Below are 18,258 nucleotides of genomic sequence, written 5' to 3' on the forward strand. Positions count from 1 at the left end.
CAGGGGAATTAATATACATGCACGCCCGCACCAAGCACGGATTTGTTCAACACGGAATTGCCGGCCAGAAATACCTTTTGCAGATTAGGCAAGCGGCTTAAGGTTTCTATATTGGAAATGGCATTGTTCTCCAGATGAAGCTCTTCGATGGCCTGCCAGTTGCTCATGAATTCCAGAGAAGCCAAATTGCTGTCTTGCAGGGTGAAGGAACGCAGAGCGGACAGGTTGGCGAAATAAGGAAGCACCTGGTCAACTTCACTGACGGAGTTATTGTTCATGCTAAAAGAGGGCCGGTCTAAGGTCAAATGCTCAAGCACGCTGTTCGCCGCGCCAGCCTTTTGGCCGAAATCCAGACGGCATTCCGAGCACACCAGCGTGTTCACCTGCTTCAAACGAAATAAGGCATCGCTCTCCTTATACAGCGACGAATCGTAGATGCTTAGTGTCTTCAGGCGGGTCAAGTCGCTCAGGGCGTCAAGCTGGACCATTTCGTCGATGTCCCAGAGAGAAAGCTGCGCAAGCTCCGGGAATTTCCCCAGAGCGGCCATATCGAGCTCCGCAGTTCCGCCCCGGATCGTCAGGGCGGTTACGGCAGGCGCTTTCAGTCCGGGGAGAAAGTCGCCGGGTATTTCGACCCGTCTTACGCCCGGCAATGTCAGCGCTTCTGCCTTCTCGTAGTACCCGGACAACGTGAATTCCCGCAAAGAGGGCAGGCTGTTCACGGCCGCTACCGAGCTAAGCTGGCTTAAGGAAGCCAGGCGGAGTGTGGTAATGGAAGTCTTTCCGGCCAGAGGCTTCAGATTGGAAAAATTCAAATTTTCCGTGTCAAGCGTTTGCAGAGCAGGCATGTTTTGCACAAAGTCGATGGACTTTACATTGGTCAGATAAGAAAGGTGAAGCTCCTGAAGCTGGGTTAAGGCGTACAGCGGCTGCAGGTCTGTGGCTTCACTGTAATGGATGGCCAGGGATGACAGCCCGGTCATGGACGATAACCACCCCAGTTCATCGACAAAGGTAAGCGACAGGGACTTCAGCGGTAGCTTATTCAATAAATGAAAATCCGTCACAGACTCATCCACATAGGTAATGGACAGAGAGCTTAGATTGGGGAATTCCAGCAACATCGCCAACTCCTGATTGCTGCGAAGCTGGGTGGTTAGCTCCGTAATTTTAGACTTATCGCCAAAGTAGCGGGAAAATGTGCTGAAGGATTCGTTAAAGGCACCGCCATAGCTTTTTAATCCGGCCATATGGGCAAGCGTTGTTTGGTCTGCCTGGGAGATTTCGTAGGTATCCATCAGGTTCAGTGCCGTCAGCCCCTTAAAGGCTTCGAAATCCCGCTGATCGATCCGCTGGGTATTCAGTCTTTTGTCCTGGGTAACATATGTGATCTTCTCGGCCCGCTCATTGCTGAAGGGATCGGAGAGGCTGTAGGTGAAACGCCACTGGTCATTCTCCGAATGATCTACGGTTAAATAGCGCAGACGGGCCAATTCCTCTTCTGTCGGCATTGCAGAGCCTTTATCCAAGATCTCCCGCAAAAAGGAGAGCAGGACCTCGCTTTCGGGCATCTTCCGCACAGACAGATTGGCTTCTGTTGTGTGCTGAGGGGAGTCTAAGCCGTAATAGAAATAAGTACCGATGGCGCCTGATAGGACGAGCAACAGGATAAGTACCAGCCTTAGGGGGACGGAGACAGAGACGGACGGCTTTGGCGTGGCCGTGGCCTCAGGAACTGTCCCGTGATAATGGTTAATGGTCTGATCCACATAGTAGACATGATTTTGCTTCAATAGAAGCTCTGTATGGCAATAGGGACACTTGAGGATCGTACCTTCCTTGTAATCAATTCTTCCGCTGCAATTGGGGCAGTTTAACGGAATAAATGCCACGAATGCCTCCTCCTTCATGATGTGATGATGATAAGCTCATACTGAGCTGGCATCTGAGTTCATTATACTTCTTTATATTCTATTACACTTTCCAGAGAGGATAGAGCCAGCTGTTGTCAAAAAGCAAGTGATTTGTAGGTGGCTTGGTTGGTGAGGGCAGGTAAAGGTGATACAGATGGCGGGAGACAGATTTGACATAATATTAATGTGGAAATCCACCAATTTCAACCTATTTCCCCAAAAATGAAAAAGAAGACCCCAGGAAACTGCAAGTCCTGGGCGTCTTCTTTTTTGTACCTATGCAATAATCCTTGTTAACGAACTTACCGGGCCCGTCCAGCCTGCATCGTCAACTGTACCAATTCCTCCAGCAGCTGCTCCTCCAGACTGATGATTTCACACATTCTTCTGTGAATCTTCTCCCGCCCGGCCGGCTTATTGCCGGAACACATCACCTTGATCATGAATTGATTAATCAGATCCCACTGCTCTCCTGCATGACGGTAGCCCTCGGTGGCCCGGGAGAGTGCAGGTTCAGAGGCCTCGCGGTTAAGCAGCTGCAGGAACTGGCTGAACCGGATCCGGCTGATGGGCAGGGCGTTGGCGTACAGCTTGAAGCGGGAACCGGCTTCGGCAGAATGATCGGCGGGAATTCCTGTATGCAGATAGGTCCCGGCATAGGATCTGAGGTTAGCAGCAACCTCGCCGGGCTGAACCTGATTGGCTGGATTCGTCAGCATTTCATGAAGTGTTGTCTGCCAATCTGTGTAGGAACGCGAAGTATCACAAAGCTCAAAGATGGCATAGAAATGGCAGGCTTGCTCGAGGATATCGAAATCTATTGCTTCAAGCTCTTTGCCATAGTAGGCATCCGTCAGATAGATGATATTGCCGGGCCGGTCCAGTCCAACAGCGAGACAGGCGTGGCTGGTATGCAGCCTGCGGTAGGCCACACACCAGGGGCAGTCATAGGAATCGAAGGCGACCAGAACCGGCATTCCCGAAGACAGCCGGCTCTCCAGAAGGTCCAGTAGAAAGTTCTTATCCATGGCCGGACCCTTCCGTTCAATGTAATTGAATAGAAGGCCATGATACTCAGACAGGGATTCTGTACTGATCCGCGGCAGCACTAACCGCTCAATTAACGGCTGATCCGGGGACTGCTGTTCTGCGAAGGACATCTGCCAGGCATTGCCATACATACACTTGCTGTCCTTGCCCTGCCACTCTGCAACAGACTGGATACAGTCATCAATACAGCTGCGCAGGGTAGGATAGGGCGTACTCTTAATGGGAGCAATGTTCAGCACTGCTCATCATCTCCTTTGCCGACAAAAAGTGACTCTGCAACCGGTTTCGATAAGAGGCAGGAGTCATACCGCTATATTCACGAAATAGCCGGTAGAAATATTTCATGTCGTAAATTCCGACCTCCAGGGCAATGGACTGTATCCCAAGCTCTGTGAACATCAGTAGGAGGCAGCTATATTTCATGCGGATTTCCTGGAGCATCTGGATATAGGACCTGCCGGTCTTAATTTTGAATAATCTCTGAAACTGGCGGGAGCTCACCGCAATCTGGCGGCTCATCTCCTTCAGTGTGATTTTCTCTCTGAAATGACTGATCATATACAGGATGACGTCATGCAGCGGATCATACTCTATCTCGGGCTGTTGAGCGAACGGAAGGGCGGCTGCGGGCATTATGAGGTCTGCCAGTTCGAACAGCAACGGATATAGCTGCTGTTGATTATCCTTAAGTGAGCCGCAGCTCTGCATCTCATGCATACGGCGGAGCAATAAGGCCAGCTCCACGCTGCGCTCCCTATACCCGAACCATTGCTTCACCTCCAGAAGCTCCAGGAGCGGGAACATCTCTTCTTCAGCGAAGGGTTCCGGCAGCCCGCTGAGCATCCTGCCAAGCTCAGGCCTGAGCATACAATTGTAGATGAGGAGCGGCTCTGCACCGGTCAGATCCTGCGGCTGAAAGACATGGGAAACCCCGGGCGGTATAACTAACAAATCCCCTTGCATAACCTGCATTTTATCCTCACCTGCCAGATGGATGCCTTCCCCTTGAACCACATAGGCGAGCTCCACAAAATCGTGCTGATGACGTACGGAAGTGACCGTTTCCTGAGTCAGGAGCATTTGTACCGGCGAACAGGAGTCAAATAGATATTCCCCAGTAAAGACCGGAAAAACTTCCATAAAACAAACCTCCGTTTCCTGCTTCCTTAGGATAGACATCTGGAACCCATCCTAGTATATCTGAATATTTTGGCGTATTCAACCATATATTAACATATTGAATTTTGGTATATTCATCCTATTCATTCCTATTATGCCTACTGAAAGGGGTATACACATGCAGCAAAAGGTCATTGAGATTATCGCGGAAATCAAGGAGGAGCCGGGCTTGCTTCAGACGCTGAACGGAGCCTCCGATCTGACGCTGGACGCCGCATTGGATTCGCTGCAAATCATCAACTTTATTCTGAGAATCGAAGACGAATTCGATGTCGAAGTAGACTTTGATACCTTTGATCTTGAACATTTGAAATCGGTGGACCGTTTCTCCGCGTATGTCACCGAGCTTGCTGTACGATGAAGCACGCTGTACACTGCGGCAGCCTGGAATCGGAGCGGTACTGGCGGGAGGAAGATCTGGCTGCTCTGCCATCCGTTCCTGATGCGAAGGCTCTGGCTATCGTGCAGGCCATGGATGAACTGCTGTTTGTCTTCTGCGGGAGCGGAGATATTCTATTAACCCGTCATGGGATGGACAAGGCTCAATATGACTATCTGCAATCTCTCCATTATTCATTCAAGACCAATATGAATCCATTAACCCTGGGCGTGGAGGCATCTGGCACAGCACAGAACGCACTGAATGCAATGAATGTATTCGAATTGCTGGGCAGGCTGAACCCCGGGCAGGAGCCGGACAGGTTAATACCGGAAGGAGCATGGCTTGAGCCCTTTGCCGTGCTTCCCGGAACGCATGAGGCGGTTAAGCGGTATAAGCTTCAGCCCGCTCTCCCGGATGAACAGACTGTGCGCAAAGTGAACACCAAAACCTACTCTGCTGCTATGCGGGACAGGCTGCTGCTGCCGAATATCGCTGTTGTTGTCCATAGCGCGGAAGAGCTGCTGCAATCAGGACAAGCGCTGCTGGAGAAGGGGGCTTTTCTGATCAAGGATGAGTATGGTGTATCCGGCAAAGGCAATCAGCTCGTGGACTCTGAGCGGATATTGCGCCGGATTGCCGGGTACCTGGAATCCAGCCGGAACCAGGACAAACGAATAAAGTTTGTGCTCGAGCCGCTGCTGGACCGGGAGACCGACTTCTCCTGCCAATTTCACATTGATCCGGAAGGCCGGATCTCGATATTGTCCGTTCAGCAGCTGGTCAACCATGGCTTTGCCTTCGGAGAGTCCCACTCCCCGGAGCCGGCTCTGCTCGAAAGGCTGGACCGGGAAGACTATTGGGAGATCATGCACAGCATTGGGCGGGAGCTGTATGCAGACGGTTATTTCGGTGATGTATGCGTCGATTCGATGCTGCTGCGTGACGGAAGCCTCGCCCCTCTGGTCGAGATCAATGCCCGGAAGTCGATGAGTCTGATCAAGCATAATGTAGACCGCCAGCTCAAGCAGGAAGGAATGCATACCTGCCTGTTACAGGTGCCGCTGGCAACCATGGGCGAGGTTCATTATGCAGAGCTGCTGGAGCGGCTTGAGCGGGAAGGCATATTATTTTCGCTGGGAGCCGGGGAAGGCGTGATTCCTTTGGCTTCGGGCACACTTCAGCCTCCTGACCCGTCCCGGTCTGCCGGCTCCACTAAGGGCAAGCTGTATGCCGCACTCGCTTACCGGGATGAAGACAGCAAGCACAGACTCACCCGCAAGCTGGACGAATCGCTTCTGCGCTCGGGCTACACTATACTGCGATAAAGAAAGGGACCCTCCAATGAATAACACCGTGACGATTCTATGCTCTGGTTTTGGTCTGGGCTTCTATGTCCCCGGCCTGCTGATGGAACGGAGACTTACCGCACTTGGCATCCAGGCGGAGATTGAGGTTTTTGAAACACTCATGTCCGACAGCAAAAAACAGCAGACAGACAACAGCCGCAAAGCGTACCAGCAGAGCTTTGCCGTAGCCTTGACCTCGCAGAAAATACCGGGTGATATCCGGAGCAGCCTGGATGCTGCGGCCGTGGAACATTTATTGCAGCAATGGAAGCGGGAAGAACGGCAGCGCTTCATTGTATTATCCGGGCATTGGGTGCATGTCATGGACAGGTACCGTGAACTGGCCGGCTTTCCTGTGGAGGCTGACCTGCTCTATATTGATGCCGACCTCTCGCCGTCATGGAAGAATCTCCGCAGGCTGAATCCCGGTTACGCGGAAGGCTACCGCGAAGTAAGTATGTATGACCCTGCGGCAAGGGAGATTCTATGCAGCATAGATGCCGGACCCGCGGAGGCGCTGCCCGCTGCGGCCAGGAACGGGAGACTGATTGTTCATGGCGGCGGCTGGGGAATTGGCACCTTCCGCGAGAAGTTTGATAGCCTGGAGTCGGCAGGGTATGAACTGGATATTGCCGCGTACAGTCCTCAGGAGATTGGAGAGTCCGTCCATGGAAGACGTTATTATATGAACGATCCGGAGTGGCGGACCTGGAAGCGTGACAGCAGCGGGCAGTATACCTTCCCGCCTTTTGCAGAGGTAACCGTCAGCCAGCCGGACCACTATCCGCCCTGCCGTAACTACCAGGACGGGATGTATGGCGTCATCCGGCAGGCATCCGCAGTCATCAGCAAGCCGGGTGGAGGCGCCCTGATTGATTCACTGGCCTCGGGCACACCGCTGGTGCTGCTGGACCCCTTCGGCCCGCATGAGAAGATTAACAGCGATCTGTGGGTAGAGCTTGGGTACGGTATCCGTTACGGGGAGTGGGCCGAGATGGGCTTTGACCGTGAGGCGCTGCGCAAGCTGGCGGACAACCTCCAGTCAGCCAAGGGCCGGTACCCGGATTATTCGGCAAGCTATGCGGAGCAGCTATCCGCAGCAGAAGGGAGAAGCTAATGCAGCCTACCAGTAGAGTGAGCCTGGACGCCAAGTCCTTTGAGGCCCTGAAACGTACGATTAAGAATGTGGTGGTCCCGCACAGGGAACGCAAGCTAGATCCAGGGTTCAAAACCGTTATGCCGGAGATTATGTCCCTGAAGCTGACCAACCGCTGTAATCTCCGCTGCAAGCATTGCTACCAGTGGAATGAATCCGGCTATCATCATGATATGGACACCGCCGAGCAGAATCTCGATATGGATGTGGAGATGATCCGGAGGCTGCTCGAGGAGACAGATGAAGCGCAGTCCCGCCTGTATTTATGGGGCGGCGAGCCGCTGTTTCACCGGAATACCAAGCAGATTCTGGAGCTCCTGCAAGAGCATCCCCGGGACACCACGATCTGTACCAATGCCTATCTGATTCCTAAGTATGAAGAGGAGCTGTGTGCAATATCCGACAACCTGGAGCTGCTGATTCCGATCGAGGGGTTCGAGGCGGAGCATGATTTGCTGCGCGGCAAAGGCTCCTTTCAGAAGGTGATCGAGAGCGTCGAACGGCTGCTCGAGCTGCGCAGGCAAGGCCGCTTCCGCGGCCGGATCTCTGTGCACAATGTGATTAATGACAATATGATCGGCAGATTGTATGAGCTGGTGGAGTTTTTTGAGCACAAGGGCGTCGATCTGGTACTGCTCTGCTTTCCGTGGTATATCTCTGCGGACACGAGCCTGGAAATGGACCGCTTCTACGATGAACACTTCCAGTGGCTGGCGGAGCTTCCGCCGGATCACCGGAGCAGCTGGCATGCCTTCAAATACCATATCAAACCGGAGAATGTCACCAGGCTTACCGAAGACCTGAAGCGGATCAACAGCAACACCTGGCATAATACCCGAATCCGTTACCAGCCGGGGCTCGACTTTGATGAAATCGAGGATTTTGTGGCCGGCAAGCCGATGCTCTCCCGCAGTACATCGAAATGTCTGGCGCTCAGTACCCGGGTGGATATTGCTCCGAACGGCATGGTCAGTGCCTGCAAATTTTTTGGCGAGCTGGCCATTGGCAATGTGATGGAGCAGCCGCTGACGGAAATATGGAATTCAGCCCGCTACGACAGGCTGCGGCGGATTCTGGATGAAGGCTTATCGCCGGCCTGCTCCAAATGCAATGTGCTGTACCTGAATACCTATGCTGCCCTGACGCATGTATGAAGAACGGGTGTGATCAACCTGCCTATAGGCTCGGTATCCTGGGTGCCTCGAATATTGCTGTACCCGCCATGCTGGAGCCAGCGCGGGTTGTGGAGAAGGTGCGGATAACCGCAATCGCCAACCGGACATTGGAAAAGGCAGGGAAACTGGCAGAGGCTTACCATATTCCTTATGTTGCGGGCAGTCTGGAGGAACTGCTGGAGCTTGGCGATCTGGATGGGGTATATATTGCACTCAGCAATGAGCTTCATGCAGAATGGGCAGTCCGGGCATTGGAGGCAGGGAAGCATGTATTGGTAGAGAAGCCGATGTGCCTGCATCCCGAAGAAGCTGAACGGTTACGGCTGCTAAAAGAAAGCTCCGCTGCTCCGAAGCTCGCCGAAGGTATGATGATTGCCTTCCACCCCTGGCAGCAGGCCTTGAAATCCATAGTCGACTCCGGGGAATTCGGCCCGCTCCGCAGGATTAGTACCAGAATATCGGTACCTGCCAAGGACAGATATGCCGGGAATTACCGCAGTGTCAAGGCGAAGGGCGGAGGCGCTTTTGCCGATCTGGGCTGCTATTGGCTGCAGTTCCTGCAGACCCTTATCGGTCTTCAGCCTAGTGAAATCAGGGCGCAGTCTGCGTTTGACGGGCCGGAGGGCTGTGACTGGACCCTTCAGGCGGCGCTGCAATATGAGAACGGTCTGGAAGCTGAATGTCTGACTTCCTTCGAGCTGCCCTTCCGGGCTTCGCATACCCTGCATTTCGCGCAGACAGTGCTGACGGTCCCGGATTTCTTCCGGCCGGTCAAAGGCTTCTACAAAATCAAGATACGGCATGATCTGCCGGATAACCGCAGCACCCTGTGTGAATTCGCGCCGATGAACTATTATGTCAATCAGCTGGAGGCTTTCGCAGAAATAATGAGCGGGCAAAGGGCGGAGCAGCTGGAAGCTACATGGGAACGGGTACACCTGCAATCCCTGATCATGGCCGAGGCGCAGCAGCACCGGGTTTATCTATGAAGAAGCAATCTGCCCCTGGCCCAAACGTCAAAACAGCGATTCTCCATCATCGGAGAGTCGCTGTTTGTTGTTAACGGTCCTGCAAGGAAGGGGGCTGCTCTATCCAAGAGCGCTCGTTGTTGATTACATAAATGCCCAGCGCCTGCTCGAAGGTAAGGCCGTGATTATAGAAAGCCAGCACCTTCGCGGCGAAGCGCATACTCTTATCGGCGCCGGGCGACTGCAGCAGCTCTGCAGCGAGCTTACGGAAGTCCTTCGGCTTAGCTTCTGCAGCCTCAATGGCATCCAGCAGCCCCTTGTGGCTTGGAAAGAGCATCCGGTTATAGGCCAGGATCATTCGCCCGCTGAAGAAGACCAGATTACTGGCCGTGTGAGCGAGCAGGTAAGCGTCGTTCTTCCGGGATGCTTCTTTGGCGAAATAAAAAGCATACAGGAAGATCTGGGCGCAAAAGTCCCGCAGATTACGTTCCCGGTGTTCTTCAGGATAGACAGGGATTCGGGCGACCAGTTCGCCCAGCTCCGGGATTCTGGAGAATAAAACGCTTGAACCGGTAAAAGCATACCTCGTCGGCTCGTTGCCCCGCCCCGCGGCAAGCTCCAGGAACCGGAGGTTGATCACTTTGATATCGGCGTATCCGCCTTCATAGGTGCTGACTTCACGGTCTACGTAGGACAGCCTATTCTTCCGGTGATACTCTTCATAGGCTTCATCGGTGAATACCAGGTGAACATCCACATCCGAGGTCTCCTTGGCGGTTCCCTGGGTTACTGAACCACTGGTGATTACCGCCAGGCAGGAAGGGTCCTTCTCCTGCTTCTCCACCAGCTTCTCCAGCGTCTGTCTATGGTGCGCATACATCTCTTTCATCCTCCCTTAACGTGCTCCTGCACATTAAGCGTAACCATTAGACAGCTCACCAGCTATGGTCAATTCAGACATTTAGGGTTCAATTCCGTAAATTAGCTGGCCTAGATGATAAATCGTGATGTGGTCATTCGCGGCGTAGCTGATGATGGCGGGCTGGAATGAGTAGTCATTAGTCTGGTTGAGATTCGCCCAATTCGTGTTGTGAATGCGGAACTGAATATCTCCGGTTGTGCCGGAAGCTGCGAGTGAGCCTGCACCTGCCGTGAACCCGATCTCCGCATAGGTATCGGCACCTGCCCGCGGTGTAGCCAAGGGGACGATTTGCGTCAGCAGTTTTTCTTTGCCGATGACCGCGTAATCAAATTCCAGGGTCTGTGCAGCGTTTCCATCTCTGTTGTACCAATAACGTATCGTAAGCTCATTCAGCGGAATAGAGGTACCGGACTCGTTCTTCAGCTGTAGACTCGCCCGGATTGAGCCCACGGCCGTCCCCGTCTCACCGGCACGGTAGAGCAGTGTGGCATGAGGGTCGCCAGATCCGGGGCCTTCACCGGGTCCGCCAGGATCACCAATAGGGGTGAAGGTGACCGGCTTCATAATAAGGTCCAGCATAGCCTGCTTCGGCGCATTCCAGGAGGTCCAGTCATCCAGCAGCAGACCTCCGGTATCTCCGCTATTGGGATTCAGACTCCAGTACGTCCAGTAGAGATTGTTCTGGCCGATGTAGCTTACGAGCGCATGCTGCCATTTCCCTTCCGCCGATAAGGTATCTACGCTGCGCCCGCCGAATTCTCCGGCAAGAACCGGGGCAATTTGTTCCTTGCTGATGTATCCCCAGGTATCATCCCACAGCTTCGGCAGATTATTGGGGAAGTCGGCAGCACTGAACCAGGTCTGTGAGGCAACGCCGGGACCATAATCATGCGGGGAATAGACCACCCGGTCCGGCACAGTAAGTGTAACCGGGTAATTACGCACGCCTGTCAGATTACCGCCCCACCAATAGCTGCTGGAGTTGCCCTGAACGTTGGTCTCAATGCCTTCGACAATAATGAGCCAGTTCGGATTCGCGGCGAGAATGGCATTGCCTGCCCGTTGACTAGCCAGCCGCCAGTCTGTGGCAGGATTACCTGTTCCCCAGCTTGCCGTACCATGCGGTTCGTTATGCAGGTCGGCTCCAATGACGGTAGGATTATCTGCATAGCGCTGGGCCAGCATCACCCAGTCACTGATCCAGCGGGTTTCGGGATAGGCCGCAGTATACCACAGCGCCGATTGTCCGCCGGAGTCCGGCCGGTGCCGGTCAAGGAAAATCCGGATGCCGCGGTTCCCGGCTTTCTCAATCAGTTTATCCATAATCTGCACCGGCGTAAGGCCGGCCAGATCAGGATTCTTGGCATAATCGATACTATTGGCTGCAGAGCCTGCATCGAACATCTGGTTGCAGTAGGGCAGCCGGATCAGGTTATAGCCTTCCGTCTTGATCTGGTCGAGCACATCATCCATGGAACGGGACCACAGCCCATGCGGAGAGTAATTCGCGGTTTCGAAGCCAAACCAGTTCAGTCCGTTGAATACGGCCGTATTCCCGGCGGAATCCACGATTTTGTTGCCTGAGGTGTGATAATAGCCTGCTGCACCTTCAGCCTTCACTTCATAACCCGGATACGCATAAGCACCTGCCAGCAATATCAAAGCTGCAAACCATACACCCAACTTCCGGAACCCGAACGACATCCATTTTCCTCCTCTTAGTGATTTCAGTGAGGTCAGACTTTATAGCATACGATCCGAATGTTAACGTATTCATCTGAATTAGGATGAATTATGAATAATTGGAAACGTTTATGTTAATTCGCATTTGGGATATATTCGGAAATTGAAAAAGCACAGGGCAGCCTTAGAGCCACCCTGTGCTAATTGCAGTTGGGGTAAGTTGGGGGAGGAGAAGCTATTCCTCCAACCTCCAGATATGTTTGTCCGCCCGGAACGGCAGACAAGATAATGCACCGGTAATTCCGATTACCAGGAATAGCAAAGCTGCTCCGGAGCCTTTGCCTGTTCCGACCAGTGCGACCCACAGGCTGCCTAGCGGCTGCCCTGCCATAAAGGGTTCAAACACCCTGTCTACCAGTATACCGCCGCACAGATATCCCAATGGAATGGTGAAAAACTGCAAGGTATTCCTTGCCGAATAGACACGCCCCTGCATCTCAATTGGAATTGTGGAGCGGAACAGCACATCCATATTAGCGTTCATAACAGGAATGAATATCCATCCGAGGATTGCACCCAAACACCATATAGGCGTGCTTCTGCCAAAGGCAAGGAAGAAATTCTCGGTGCTCATGGAAAAAAGCAGGCAATTACAAATGACCCGGACCCGGCTTTTGGGCGGCGGCAGGATAGCAACTGAAATACTCCCAAGCATCAGGGCTATCCCTGTAACGGTGTTGACCATCCCCAGCGCCAGCTCTCCGCCACCCGTCCGTGAGAGCATCATTGCGGGCAGGGCAGCATTGAAAATGGAGGCGGTGAAATTGATCAAGGCTAAAAAAAGGATCAAATCCAGAATGCCACGGTTATCCCTGAGATACCGCAGGCCGCTTGAAGCCGATTGCAATATCGTCTCGCTATCGGTGCTGCTCCGCTTAGGAACCTGCGGGATATGGACACAGCATAGCAATGCCGTGAACGCTGTGGCAAAGGTAATCAGATCAAACAGGATCACAACCCGGATACTGGTGAAGGAAAGTATTGAAGTAGCGAGTATAGGCGTCAATATGGTAACCAGCGAATTAGAAAAGGAACGCATTCCGCTAACCTTCTGGTAATGTTGCTGCGGAGCCAGCAGGCTAATGGCTACATCCGACGCCGGCTGCTGTACAGTGTTCATCACGCCAGTCAAGGTATTAATCAGATACAGATGCCAGATCTGGAGTTTACCCATTGTCATCAGTATAAGGACCGTGACGGTACAAAGTGCCGCAAAGCTGTCACTGATCAGCATCGTAGCTTTCTTGTTCCACCGGTCGCTCAGTGCACCTGCGAAGATACTGAGCAGGACATAAGGTGCGTAAGAACAGATAACCAACAGAGAGCTGGTTAGAGCCGATCCATTCTGCTGATAAGACCAGATCACCAGGGCAAAGGCGGTCATTGCACTGCCCAGTGCCGAGAATGACTGTGTAATCCATAAAATCAGGAAAGTACGAAGCTCCCTGAGGTTGACTTTGAATTTTGTTATCATGACTCTGCTCCTCTTTCAATGAATTCTTAACAATTCAATGAAAGTGCAAAGCCGAACGGACGAGCTGTAGTCCGCTCCGTGCAGTTTCGTCCGGTTCAGACTTTGCACGGAGCGTTGTCACTGCATATTCTCATATTCATTCTCCTTCTTGATCGCTTGAAGTTACATTCACCTGGAAAGTAAATTCTGCTTTATTTTACCATATGCGAGTCGTTCCGTCTTACATGAATTAATTGGGTAAGTATGTTTCCTCCGGGATTATGATATAATTTGCTTTAATATCTTGCTATTTATAGAGAGGTTTTTAATATGATGAATAATTTCTGGCGTGAACTTCCACGCCCTTTTTTCATACTGGCACCCATGGAGGATGTGACGGATGTCGTGTTTCGCCATGTCGTAAGTGAAGCGGGCAGACCGGATGTCTTCTTCACGGAGTTTGCGAATTCAGAGAGCTATTGTCACCCGGAGGGGCACCATGCGGTGCGCGGGCGTCTGACTTATACAGAGGATGAACAGCCGATTGTAGCTCATATATGGGGCGATAAGCCGGAATACTTCCGTCAGATGAGCATCGGCATGGCCGAGGAAGGCTTCAAGGGCATCGATATTAACATGGGTTGTCCTGTAGCGAATGTAGCCGAGAACGGGAAGGGAAGCGGCCTGATCTGCCGCCCGGAGCTCGCAGCGGAGATTATCCAGGCGGCCAAAGCCGGAGGACTGCCCGTCAGTGTCAAGACAAGGCTCGGGTTCACTGACCTGGGCGAATGGCGAGGCTGGTTAACCCATATTTTGCAGCAGGACATTGTGAATCTGTCGATTCATTTGCGCACCCGGGAGGAAATGAGCAAGGTGGATGCCCACTGGGAGCTGATTCCGGAGATCAAGAAGCTTCGTGATGAGATCGCACCGCATACCCTGCTGACCATTAACGGGGATATCCCCGACCGTCAGACCGGCCTGAGGCTCGCTGAAGAGTACGGTGTGGACGGGATTATGATCGGGCGCGGGATTTTTCAGAATCCGTTTGCGTTTGAACAGGAGCCGAAGGAGCATAGCAGCGCGGAACTGCTTGATCTGTTGCGGCTACATCTGGATCTCTATGATGAGTATTCGGGACAGAAGCCACGTTCATTCAGTCCGCTCCAGCGGTTCTTCAAAATCTATGTCCGCGGCTTCCGCGGAGCGAGTGAGCTTAGAAATAACTTAATGAACACCAAGTCTACCCGTGAAGTGCGTGCGCTGCTGGATGAGTTTGGGAGCAGGGAGCAGGACGGGGCGGACGAGCTTGGAAATTAGACGGCCGGGATTCTAGAATTCCGGGTGGAAAAAAGAATTGACGTGAAAGACTGAGGATCGGATGATGGGGAAGGGACAAGCCCGGAGCCAGCAAGCCGTTCCTCATTTTTGTATATGGAGGGGATTACATGTCCTGGAGCAAATTGAAGCAGCAGCTGGAGGGCTTTCTCAGTCCTGCATTAGAGGGCAGGGTAGAATACCGCGCGCCGGGTTACCGTTATCTGCCTGATAAATCAGGGATCTGTTACATCTCAGTGGACAGAAGGAACATACTCAATATGGGTGATAAAACAAACACGATCCGATGGTATCAAACAGAGCTGGAGATTAAGAATGATCCGGATATCCGCATTCCTGTCAGTAAGGAAGAGATTGAAGCGGTCAGACAAGCTGCCAAGGGACCCGTGCCGGAGGATCGCCTAATCATAATGGCCAGAAGCAGATTAAGTACAGAGCATGCCAAAGAGCTAATGTCAGCGCAGGCAACACTCGTTAAATCGAATTTCATCGTGGTTGCGAATAAGTTCCTGACTACTCCTATTGAGGAGAGCCTGGAGAGCAGGGACATGGTACTTAATATTCTTGCGCTGGTGGATCGAAGAGTCGGGAAAAAGCGGATTTTGAGTATGACGGAGAAGATGGAGTTGAAGCATCCGGTGGTGCAGTATTTCTATGAGCTGCGGCGGGGGGCGCTCTGAATAGTATGCCAAAGGTTCAAGCGAGAGTTCATGCTTGAACCTTTATTATGGGAACCTTGCTATACTCAACGCTTGCCGGCAACCAGCATATATCCGGCCCCCCGAATCGTAAGGATTCTCTCCGGATTGACAGGATCAGCCTCGATTTTTTTGCGTAAGTTACTGATGTGTACTGCGACCGTTCTCGTATCCTCCAGACTCTTCATTCCCCAGATGAGATGAAACAACGTATCGACCGTGACGACTTGATTAACGTTTTGGGCCATATAGGACAGTAGACTAAACTCTTTCTTAGATAAAAAAATCGTTTTACTGCCCAGGTTGACAGACTGTGCGTAGAAATCCAGCGTCAAGCCCGGTAACTCCAGCAGCTGTTCCCTTCTGCCTGTCGACACTCTGCGAAGGTGAGCCTTAATCTTGGCCATGAGGACTCCCGGACTGAACGGCTTGGTCACGTAATCGTCGCCGCCATAAGATAAAGCGCTGATCTTCACCTCGTCCTCCTCCTGACTGCTCAGAAACACAATCGGCGCATTCGTGAAGCTGCGTGCGTTCCTGCACCAGTCAATGCCGTTCTCATTAGCGAGCAGGACATCCAGTACAATCAGATCCGGATTAAACGATGCAAGCAGCAGCATGGCTTCTGTCCCGCTATGGCTATACGAGGATACGAAGCCTTCCCGTTCGCAATACGCCTGAACAATCTCACAGATATGGGGATCATCATCGACGATCATAATTTTGTACGTGTCCATCATGTTGTCACCTTCCTGCTTCCCGGATACAAAGGCAGCGATACATAGAATACCGACCCCGTCTTGCCGTCGCTCTCCGCCCGGACCGTTCCGCCATGCGCTTGTACGATTTCCCTGCAAATCGCCAGCCCAAGCCCGCTGCCCTCTACTCCCATGTCCATACCCGGCCGCTCAACCCTGTAATTGCGGTCGAAGATTTGCTCGAGCTGCTCAGGGGGGATGCCCGTACCAGAGTCTTGTACGCTAATGATTGCAGTGCGGGTATCCTTCACCTCATCCCAGGTTAGAGCAAGACGCACCATCCCGCCGCTAGAGGTGAACTTCATCGCATTCGACACCAGATTAAATAGCGCCTGCGTTAATCTTTGCGCATCGATCTCGGCAACAGGCAAGAAGGCTCCCAGACCCTCCGTATGTCCGGTATCCAGGTTGAAATCAAGCCCCGCGTCACGCACTACCAGCTCATATTGTTCATAGAAGCCGCGCAGGAAATGAATCACATGAACCGGCTCCATACGGTATTCTACCTGCCCCGTCTCCAGATGGGACAAGAAGGACAACTCCCCGATCATGCGGTTAATCCTTACCGTGTTATCCCGAATATACTCCAGGTACTGTTCATTGCGTTCCGGCTTAACCATGTCGATCACAGCCTCGACATAACCAAGCATGCTGGACAGCGGCATTCGCAGATCATGTGTAATGTAGGCAAGCAGCTTTTTCCTGCCTTGCTCGGAGTGAAGTAACCGCTCATACGACATGCTGAGGTCTTCGTGGGCTGCGGATAAGGCATGTGTACGCTCCATTACGAGCTGCTCCAGATTGGAATTCATTTCAGTCAGCTTGTTATTGGCTTCGTACAGCTCACGTGCAATTCTCTCTTCGTTCGTTACCGCCCGCGTATATCTGGAAGACAGCAGAATCATCTGTGCGATCGTGAATATGAGCAGCCCAAACGGAGAGGTATTACCGATGAGTGACCATTCATTGAAATACAGGAAATCGTTGATCACCGTTACCAGAGCAACCATCGACACGAGCAGGAAGATCAGCGCACCCTCCATACGCCGCACAGCCGCCTCAGCCAGACCCACCATCAGATATACCATGTGAAGAACAACGATTACACCGATCAGCAGTAACATTCTTGAATATATAATTGCAGGGGTCAGTACAACAACCAGACAGAGTGCGCTCGTTACGATCCGGCTGCCCAGACGAAACCACCGCGACACATAATTCGGGAAAATGCATTCAAAATACATGGTGATGATATAACCACTGACACATAGAATCAGATACTCGAGCTTGAACTGCAATTCCCACGGAAAACGGGGAAACCATTGTGTGAACATGAGCTCGCCGACCAGCAGGGACCGGATACCGAACAACACAGTGAACAGTCCAAAATAAAGCGGTGCCCTGTCCTTGCGCCGCAGCATGTAGAGTAGCAGATGATACACGCCGATGACCAGCAGGCTTGCGGTTATGAACATCTCTGCGGCAACCTTCCGAGTGGTCTTGGCCGCTAATACGTTACTGCCACCCAGCTCTACAGACGTGGTGATGCCGCCCCGCTTATGATGGAAGTTTGCAACCTGCATAACCAGCTCTACGGTATCGCTCCCGGGCTGGAAGAACACCAGCTTCGTTGCCAGACGCGGTGTCACGCTACTCTTGTCCTGACCAACCTCGCCAACTTCTGCCAGCAGCTCTCCATTCACCCATAATTTATATGCATGAAAAATGGTAGGCAGCCGCAGCGCAAGCCGCTCATTCCTGTCCTGCCCGCTAAGCCGGGTGACCAGCCGAAAGGTTGCATAGCCTTGCCCTTCCAGCTCTTGACCATCAAGCTTGTAGCCCAGCCAGGAGCTGGGGATGCTGATATACCGGTCAGCCCTTTCCCCGCTTGCCATCCGGCTCCGTATATCCTCTGGCGAGAGCAGCTCCTGCCAGTAGAACTCCCATTCTCCCTGCAACTTTAGCGGAGTCTTAAGGATAGAAGCCTGCGTTAGATCCAGAACGCCTTCTTCGCTTCGAAGCTTGGGGGCATCTGGCGTTACAGGCACGATGGCATAGCTTATGGCCAGACCGATAACAACGGCAACCGCTATATGAAAGAAGATATTACGAGAAACGAACCTTAGAATACCCCTCATCATGAAGCCGACCCCAATCTACAAAATTCGCTATAAATG

The 18,258-nt window shown here is 52.5% G+C and carries 15 protein-coding genes; 7 read left to right on the forward strand and 8 right to left on the reverse strand.

Annotated elements, in window-relative coordinates; all coding sequences use genetic code 11:
- Positions 1-8: 8 nt before the first annotated feature.
- The 3 genes from NSQ73_RS33830 to NSQ73_RS33840 form a co-directional block, all read right to left on the reverse strand.
- On the reverse strand, positions 9-1,892 hold the full coding sequence (locus tag NSQ73_RS33830; RefSeq protein ID WP_340990534.1) for a leucine-rich repeat domain-containing protein: 1,884 nt from the start codon (positions 1,890-1,892) through the stop codon (positions 9-11).
- 323 nt (positions 1,893-2,215) lie between these two features.
- On the reverse strand, positions 2,216-3,202 hold the full coding sequence (locus NSQ73_RS33835) for a hypothetical protein (RefSeq protein ID WP_340990535.1): 987 nt from the start codon (positions 3,200-3,202) through the stop codon (positions 2,216-2,218).
- Positions 3,180-4,103, reverse strand: a complete 924-nt coding sequence (locus NSQ73_RS33840) for an AraC family transcriptional regulator (RefSeq protein ID WP_340990537.1) — start codon at positions 4,101-4,103, stop codon at positions 3,180-3,182. The genes NSQ73_RS33835 and NSQ73_RS33840 overlap by 23 nt, the downstream gene beginning before the upstream one ends.
- 157 nt (positions 4,104-4,260) lie before the next feature.
- Here NSQ73_RS33840 and NSQ73_RS33845 point away from each other — a divergent pair, with 157 nt between their 5' ends.
- Genes NSQ73_RS33845 through NSQ73_RS33865 form a run of 5 tightly spaced genes read left to right on the forward strand, consistent with a single transcriptional unit; the run spans position 4,261 to position 9,190 of the window.
- Positions 4,261-4,503 (forward strand): acyl carrier protein, encoded by a 243-nt coding sequence (locus NSQ73_RS33845; protein WP_340990538.1) that lies wholly within the window; start codon positions 4,261-4,263, stop codon positions 4,501-4,503.
- Positions 4,500-5,849 (forward strand): hypothetical protein, encoded by a 1,350-nt coding sequence (locus NSQ73_RS33850; RefSeq protein WP_340990539.1) that lies wholly within the window; start codon positions 4,500-4,502, stop codon positions 5,847-5,849. Before NSQ73_RS33845 ends, NSQ73_RS33850 begins: the two co-directional genes overlap by 4 nt.
- 16 nt (positions 5,850-5,865) lie before the next feature.
- Positions 5,866-6,987: a UDP-glucuronosyltransferase gene (locus tag NSQ73_RS33855; RefSeq protein WP_340990541.1), complete on the forward strand. Its 1,122-nt coding sequence runs from the start codon at positions 5,866-5,868 to the stop codon at positions 6,985-6,987.
- Positions 6,987-8,180 (forward strand): radical SAM/SPASM domain-containing protein, encoded by a 1,194-nt coding sequence (locus tag NSQ73_RS33860; RefSeq protein WP_340990543.1) that lies wholly within the window; start codon positions 6,987-6,989, stop codon positions 8,178-8,180. Before NSQ73_RS33855 ends, NSQ73_RS33860 begins: the two co-directional genes overlap by 1 nt.
- Positions 8,177-9,190: a Gfo/Idh/MocA family protein gene (locus NSQ73_RS33865; RefSeq protein WP_340990545.1), complete on the forward strand. Its 1,014-nt coding sequence runs from the start codon at positions 8,177-8,179 to the stop codon at positions 9,188-9,190. Before NSQ73_RS33860 ends, NSQ73_RS33865 begins: the two co-directional genes overlap by 4 nt.
- 70 nt (positions 9,191-9,260) lie before the next feature.
- Here the strand turns inward: NSQ73_RS33865 and NSQ73_RS33870 are convergent, their stop codons facing one another.
- The 3 genes from NSQ73_RS33870 to NSQ73_RS33880 form a co-directional block, all read right to left on the reverse strand.
- The gene (locus tag NSQ73_RS33870) at positions 9,261-10,049 is read right to left on the reverse strand and encodes a nucleotidyltransferase domain-containing protein (RefSeq protein ID WP_340990547.1); all 789 of its coding nucleotides are present in this window, start codon (positions 10,047-10,049) and stop codon (positions 9,261-9,263) included.
- An 81-nt stretch (positions 10,050-10,130) separates the two neighbouring features.
- A complete protein-coding gene (locus NSQ73_RS33875) occupies positions 10,131-11,795 on the reverse strand; it encodes a cellulase family glycosylhydrolase (protein ID WP_340990548.1) in 1,665 nt (554 codons plus the stop codon).
- A 214-nt stretch (positions 11,796-12,009) separates the two neighbouring features.
- Positions 12,010-13,308 (reverse strand): MFS transporter, encoded by a 1,299-nt coding sequence (locus NSQ73_RS33880; protein ID WP_340990550.1) that lies wholly within the window; start codon positions 13,306-13,308, stop codon positions 12,010-12,012.
- A 309-nt stretch (positions 13,309-13,617) separates the two neighbouring features.
- Between NSQ73_RS33880 and NSQ73_RS33885 the strand changes: the two genes are divergently transcribed.
- On the forward strand, positions 13,618-14,607 hold the full coding sequence (locus NSQ73_RS33885) for a tRNA dihydrouridine synthase (protein ID WP_340990551.1): 990 nt from the start codon (positions 13,618-13,620) through the stop codon (positions 14,605-14,607).
- Positions 14,608-14,735: 128 nt separating this feature from the next.
- Positions 14,736-15,305 carry an SF0329 family protein gene (locus NSQ73_RS33890; RefSeq protein WP_340990552.1) on the forward strand — a complete coding sequence of 190 codons (570 nt, stop codon included), beginning with the start codon at positions 14,736-14,738 and terminating at the stop codon, positions 15,303-15,305.
- Between the two features lie 65 nt (positions 15,306-15,370).
- Here the strand turns inward: NSQ73_RS33890 and NSQ73_RS33895 are convergent, their stop codons facing one another.
- Both NSQ73_RS33895 and NSQ73_RS33900 read right to left on the reverse strand, forming a co-directional pair.
- Positions 15,371-16,063 carry a response regulator transcription factor gene (locus tag NSQ73_RS33895; RefSeq protein ID WP_340990553.1) on the reverse strand — a complete coding sequence of 231 codons (693 nt, stop codon included), beginning with the start codon at positions 16,061-16,063 and terminating at the stop codon, positions 15,371-15,373.
- The gene (locus NSQ73_RS33900; protein WP_340990555.1) at positions 16,060-18,222 is read right to left on the reverse strand and encodes a sensor histidine kinase; all 2,163 of its coding nucleotides are present in this window, start codon (positions 18,220-18,222) and stop codon (positions 16,060-16,062) included. Before NSQ73_RS33900 ends, NSQ73_RS33895 begins: the two co-directional genes overlap by 4 nt.
- Between the last annotated feature and the right edge of the window lie 36 nt (positions 18,223-18,258).

Origin of the sequence: Paenibacillus sp. FSL R10-2736, from assembly GCF_038000245.1 — a bacterium.
Taxonomy (GTDB): Bacteria; Bacillota; Bacilli; order Paenibacillales; family Paenibacillaceae; genus Paenibacillus_AQ; species Paenibacillus_AQ phytohabitans.

Coding starts and splice junctions, on each gene's coding strand:
- NSQ73_RS33840 (WP_340990537.1), bottom strand. CDS start 4,103: ATGGAAGTTTTTCCGGTCTTTACTGGGGAATATCTATTTGACTCCTGT.
- NSQ73_RS33845 (WP_340990538.1), top strand. CDS start 4,261: ATGCAGCAAAAGGTCATTGAGATTATCGCGGAAATCAAGGAGGAGCCG.
- NSQ73_RS33850 (WP_340990539.1), top strand. CDS start 4,500: ATGAAGCACGCTGTACACTGCGGCAGCCTGGAATCGGAGCGGTACTGG.
- NSQ73_RS33855 (WP_340990541.1), top strand. CDS start 5,866: ATGAATAACACCGTGACGATTCTATGCTCTGGTTTTGGTCTGGGCTTC.
- NSQ73_RS33860 (WP_340990543.1), top strand. CDS start 6,987: ATGCAGCCTACCAGTAGAGTGAGCCTGGACGCCAAGTCCTTTGAGGCC.
- NSQ73_RS33865 (WP_340990545.1), top strand. CDS start 8,177: ATGAAGAACGGGTGTGATCAACCTGCCTATAGGCTCGGTATCCTGGGT.
- NSQ73_RS33870 (WP_340990547.1), bottom strand. CDS start 10,049: ATGTATGCGCACCATAGACAGACGCTGGAGAAGCTGGTGGAGAAGCAG.
- NSQ73_RS33875 (WP_340990548.1), bottom strand. CDS start 11,795: ATGTCGTTCGGGTTCCGGAAGTTGGGTGTATGGTTTGCAGCTTTGATA.
- NSQ73_RS33880 (WP_340990550.1), bottom strand. CDS start 13,308: ATGATAACAAAATTCAAAGTCAACCTCAGGGAGCTTCGTACTTTCCTG.
- NSQ73_RS33885 (WP_340990551.1), top strand. CDS start 13,618: ATGATGAATAATTTCTGGCGTGAACTTCCACGCCCTTTTTTCATACTG.
- NSQ73_RS33890 (WP_340990552.1), top strand. CDS start 14,736: ATGTCCTGGAGCAAATTGAAGCAGCAGCTGGAGGGCTTTCTCAGTCCT.
- NSQ73_RS33895 (WP_340990553.1), bottom strand. CDS start 16,063: ATGATGGACACGTACAAAATTATGATCGTCGATGATGATCCCCATATC.
- NSQ73_RS33900 (WP_340990555.1), bottom strand. CDS start 18,222: ATGATGAGGGGTATTCTAAGGTTCGTTTCTCGTAATATCTTCTTTCAT.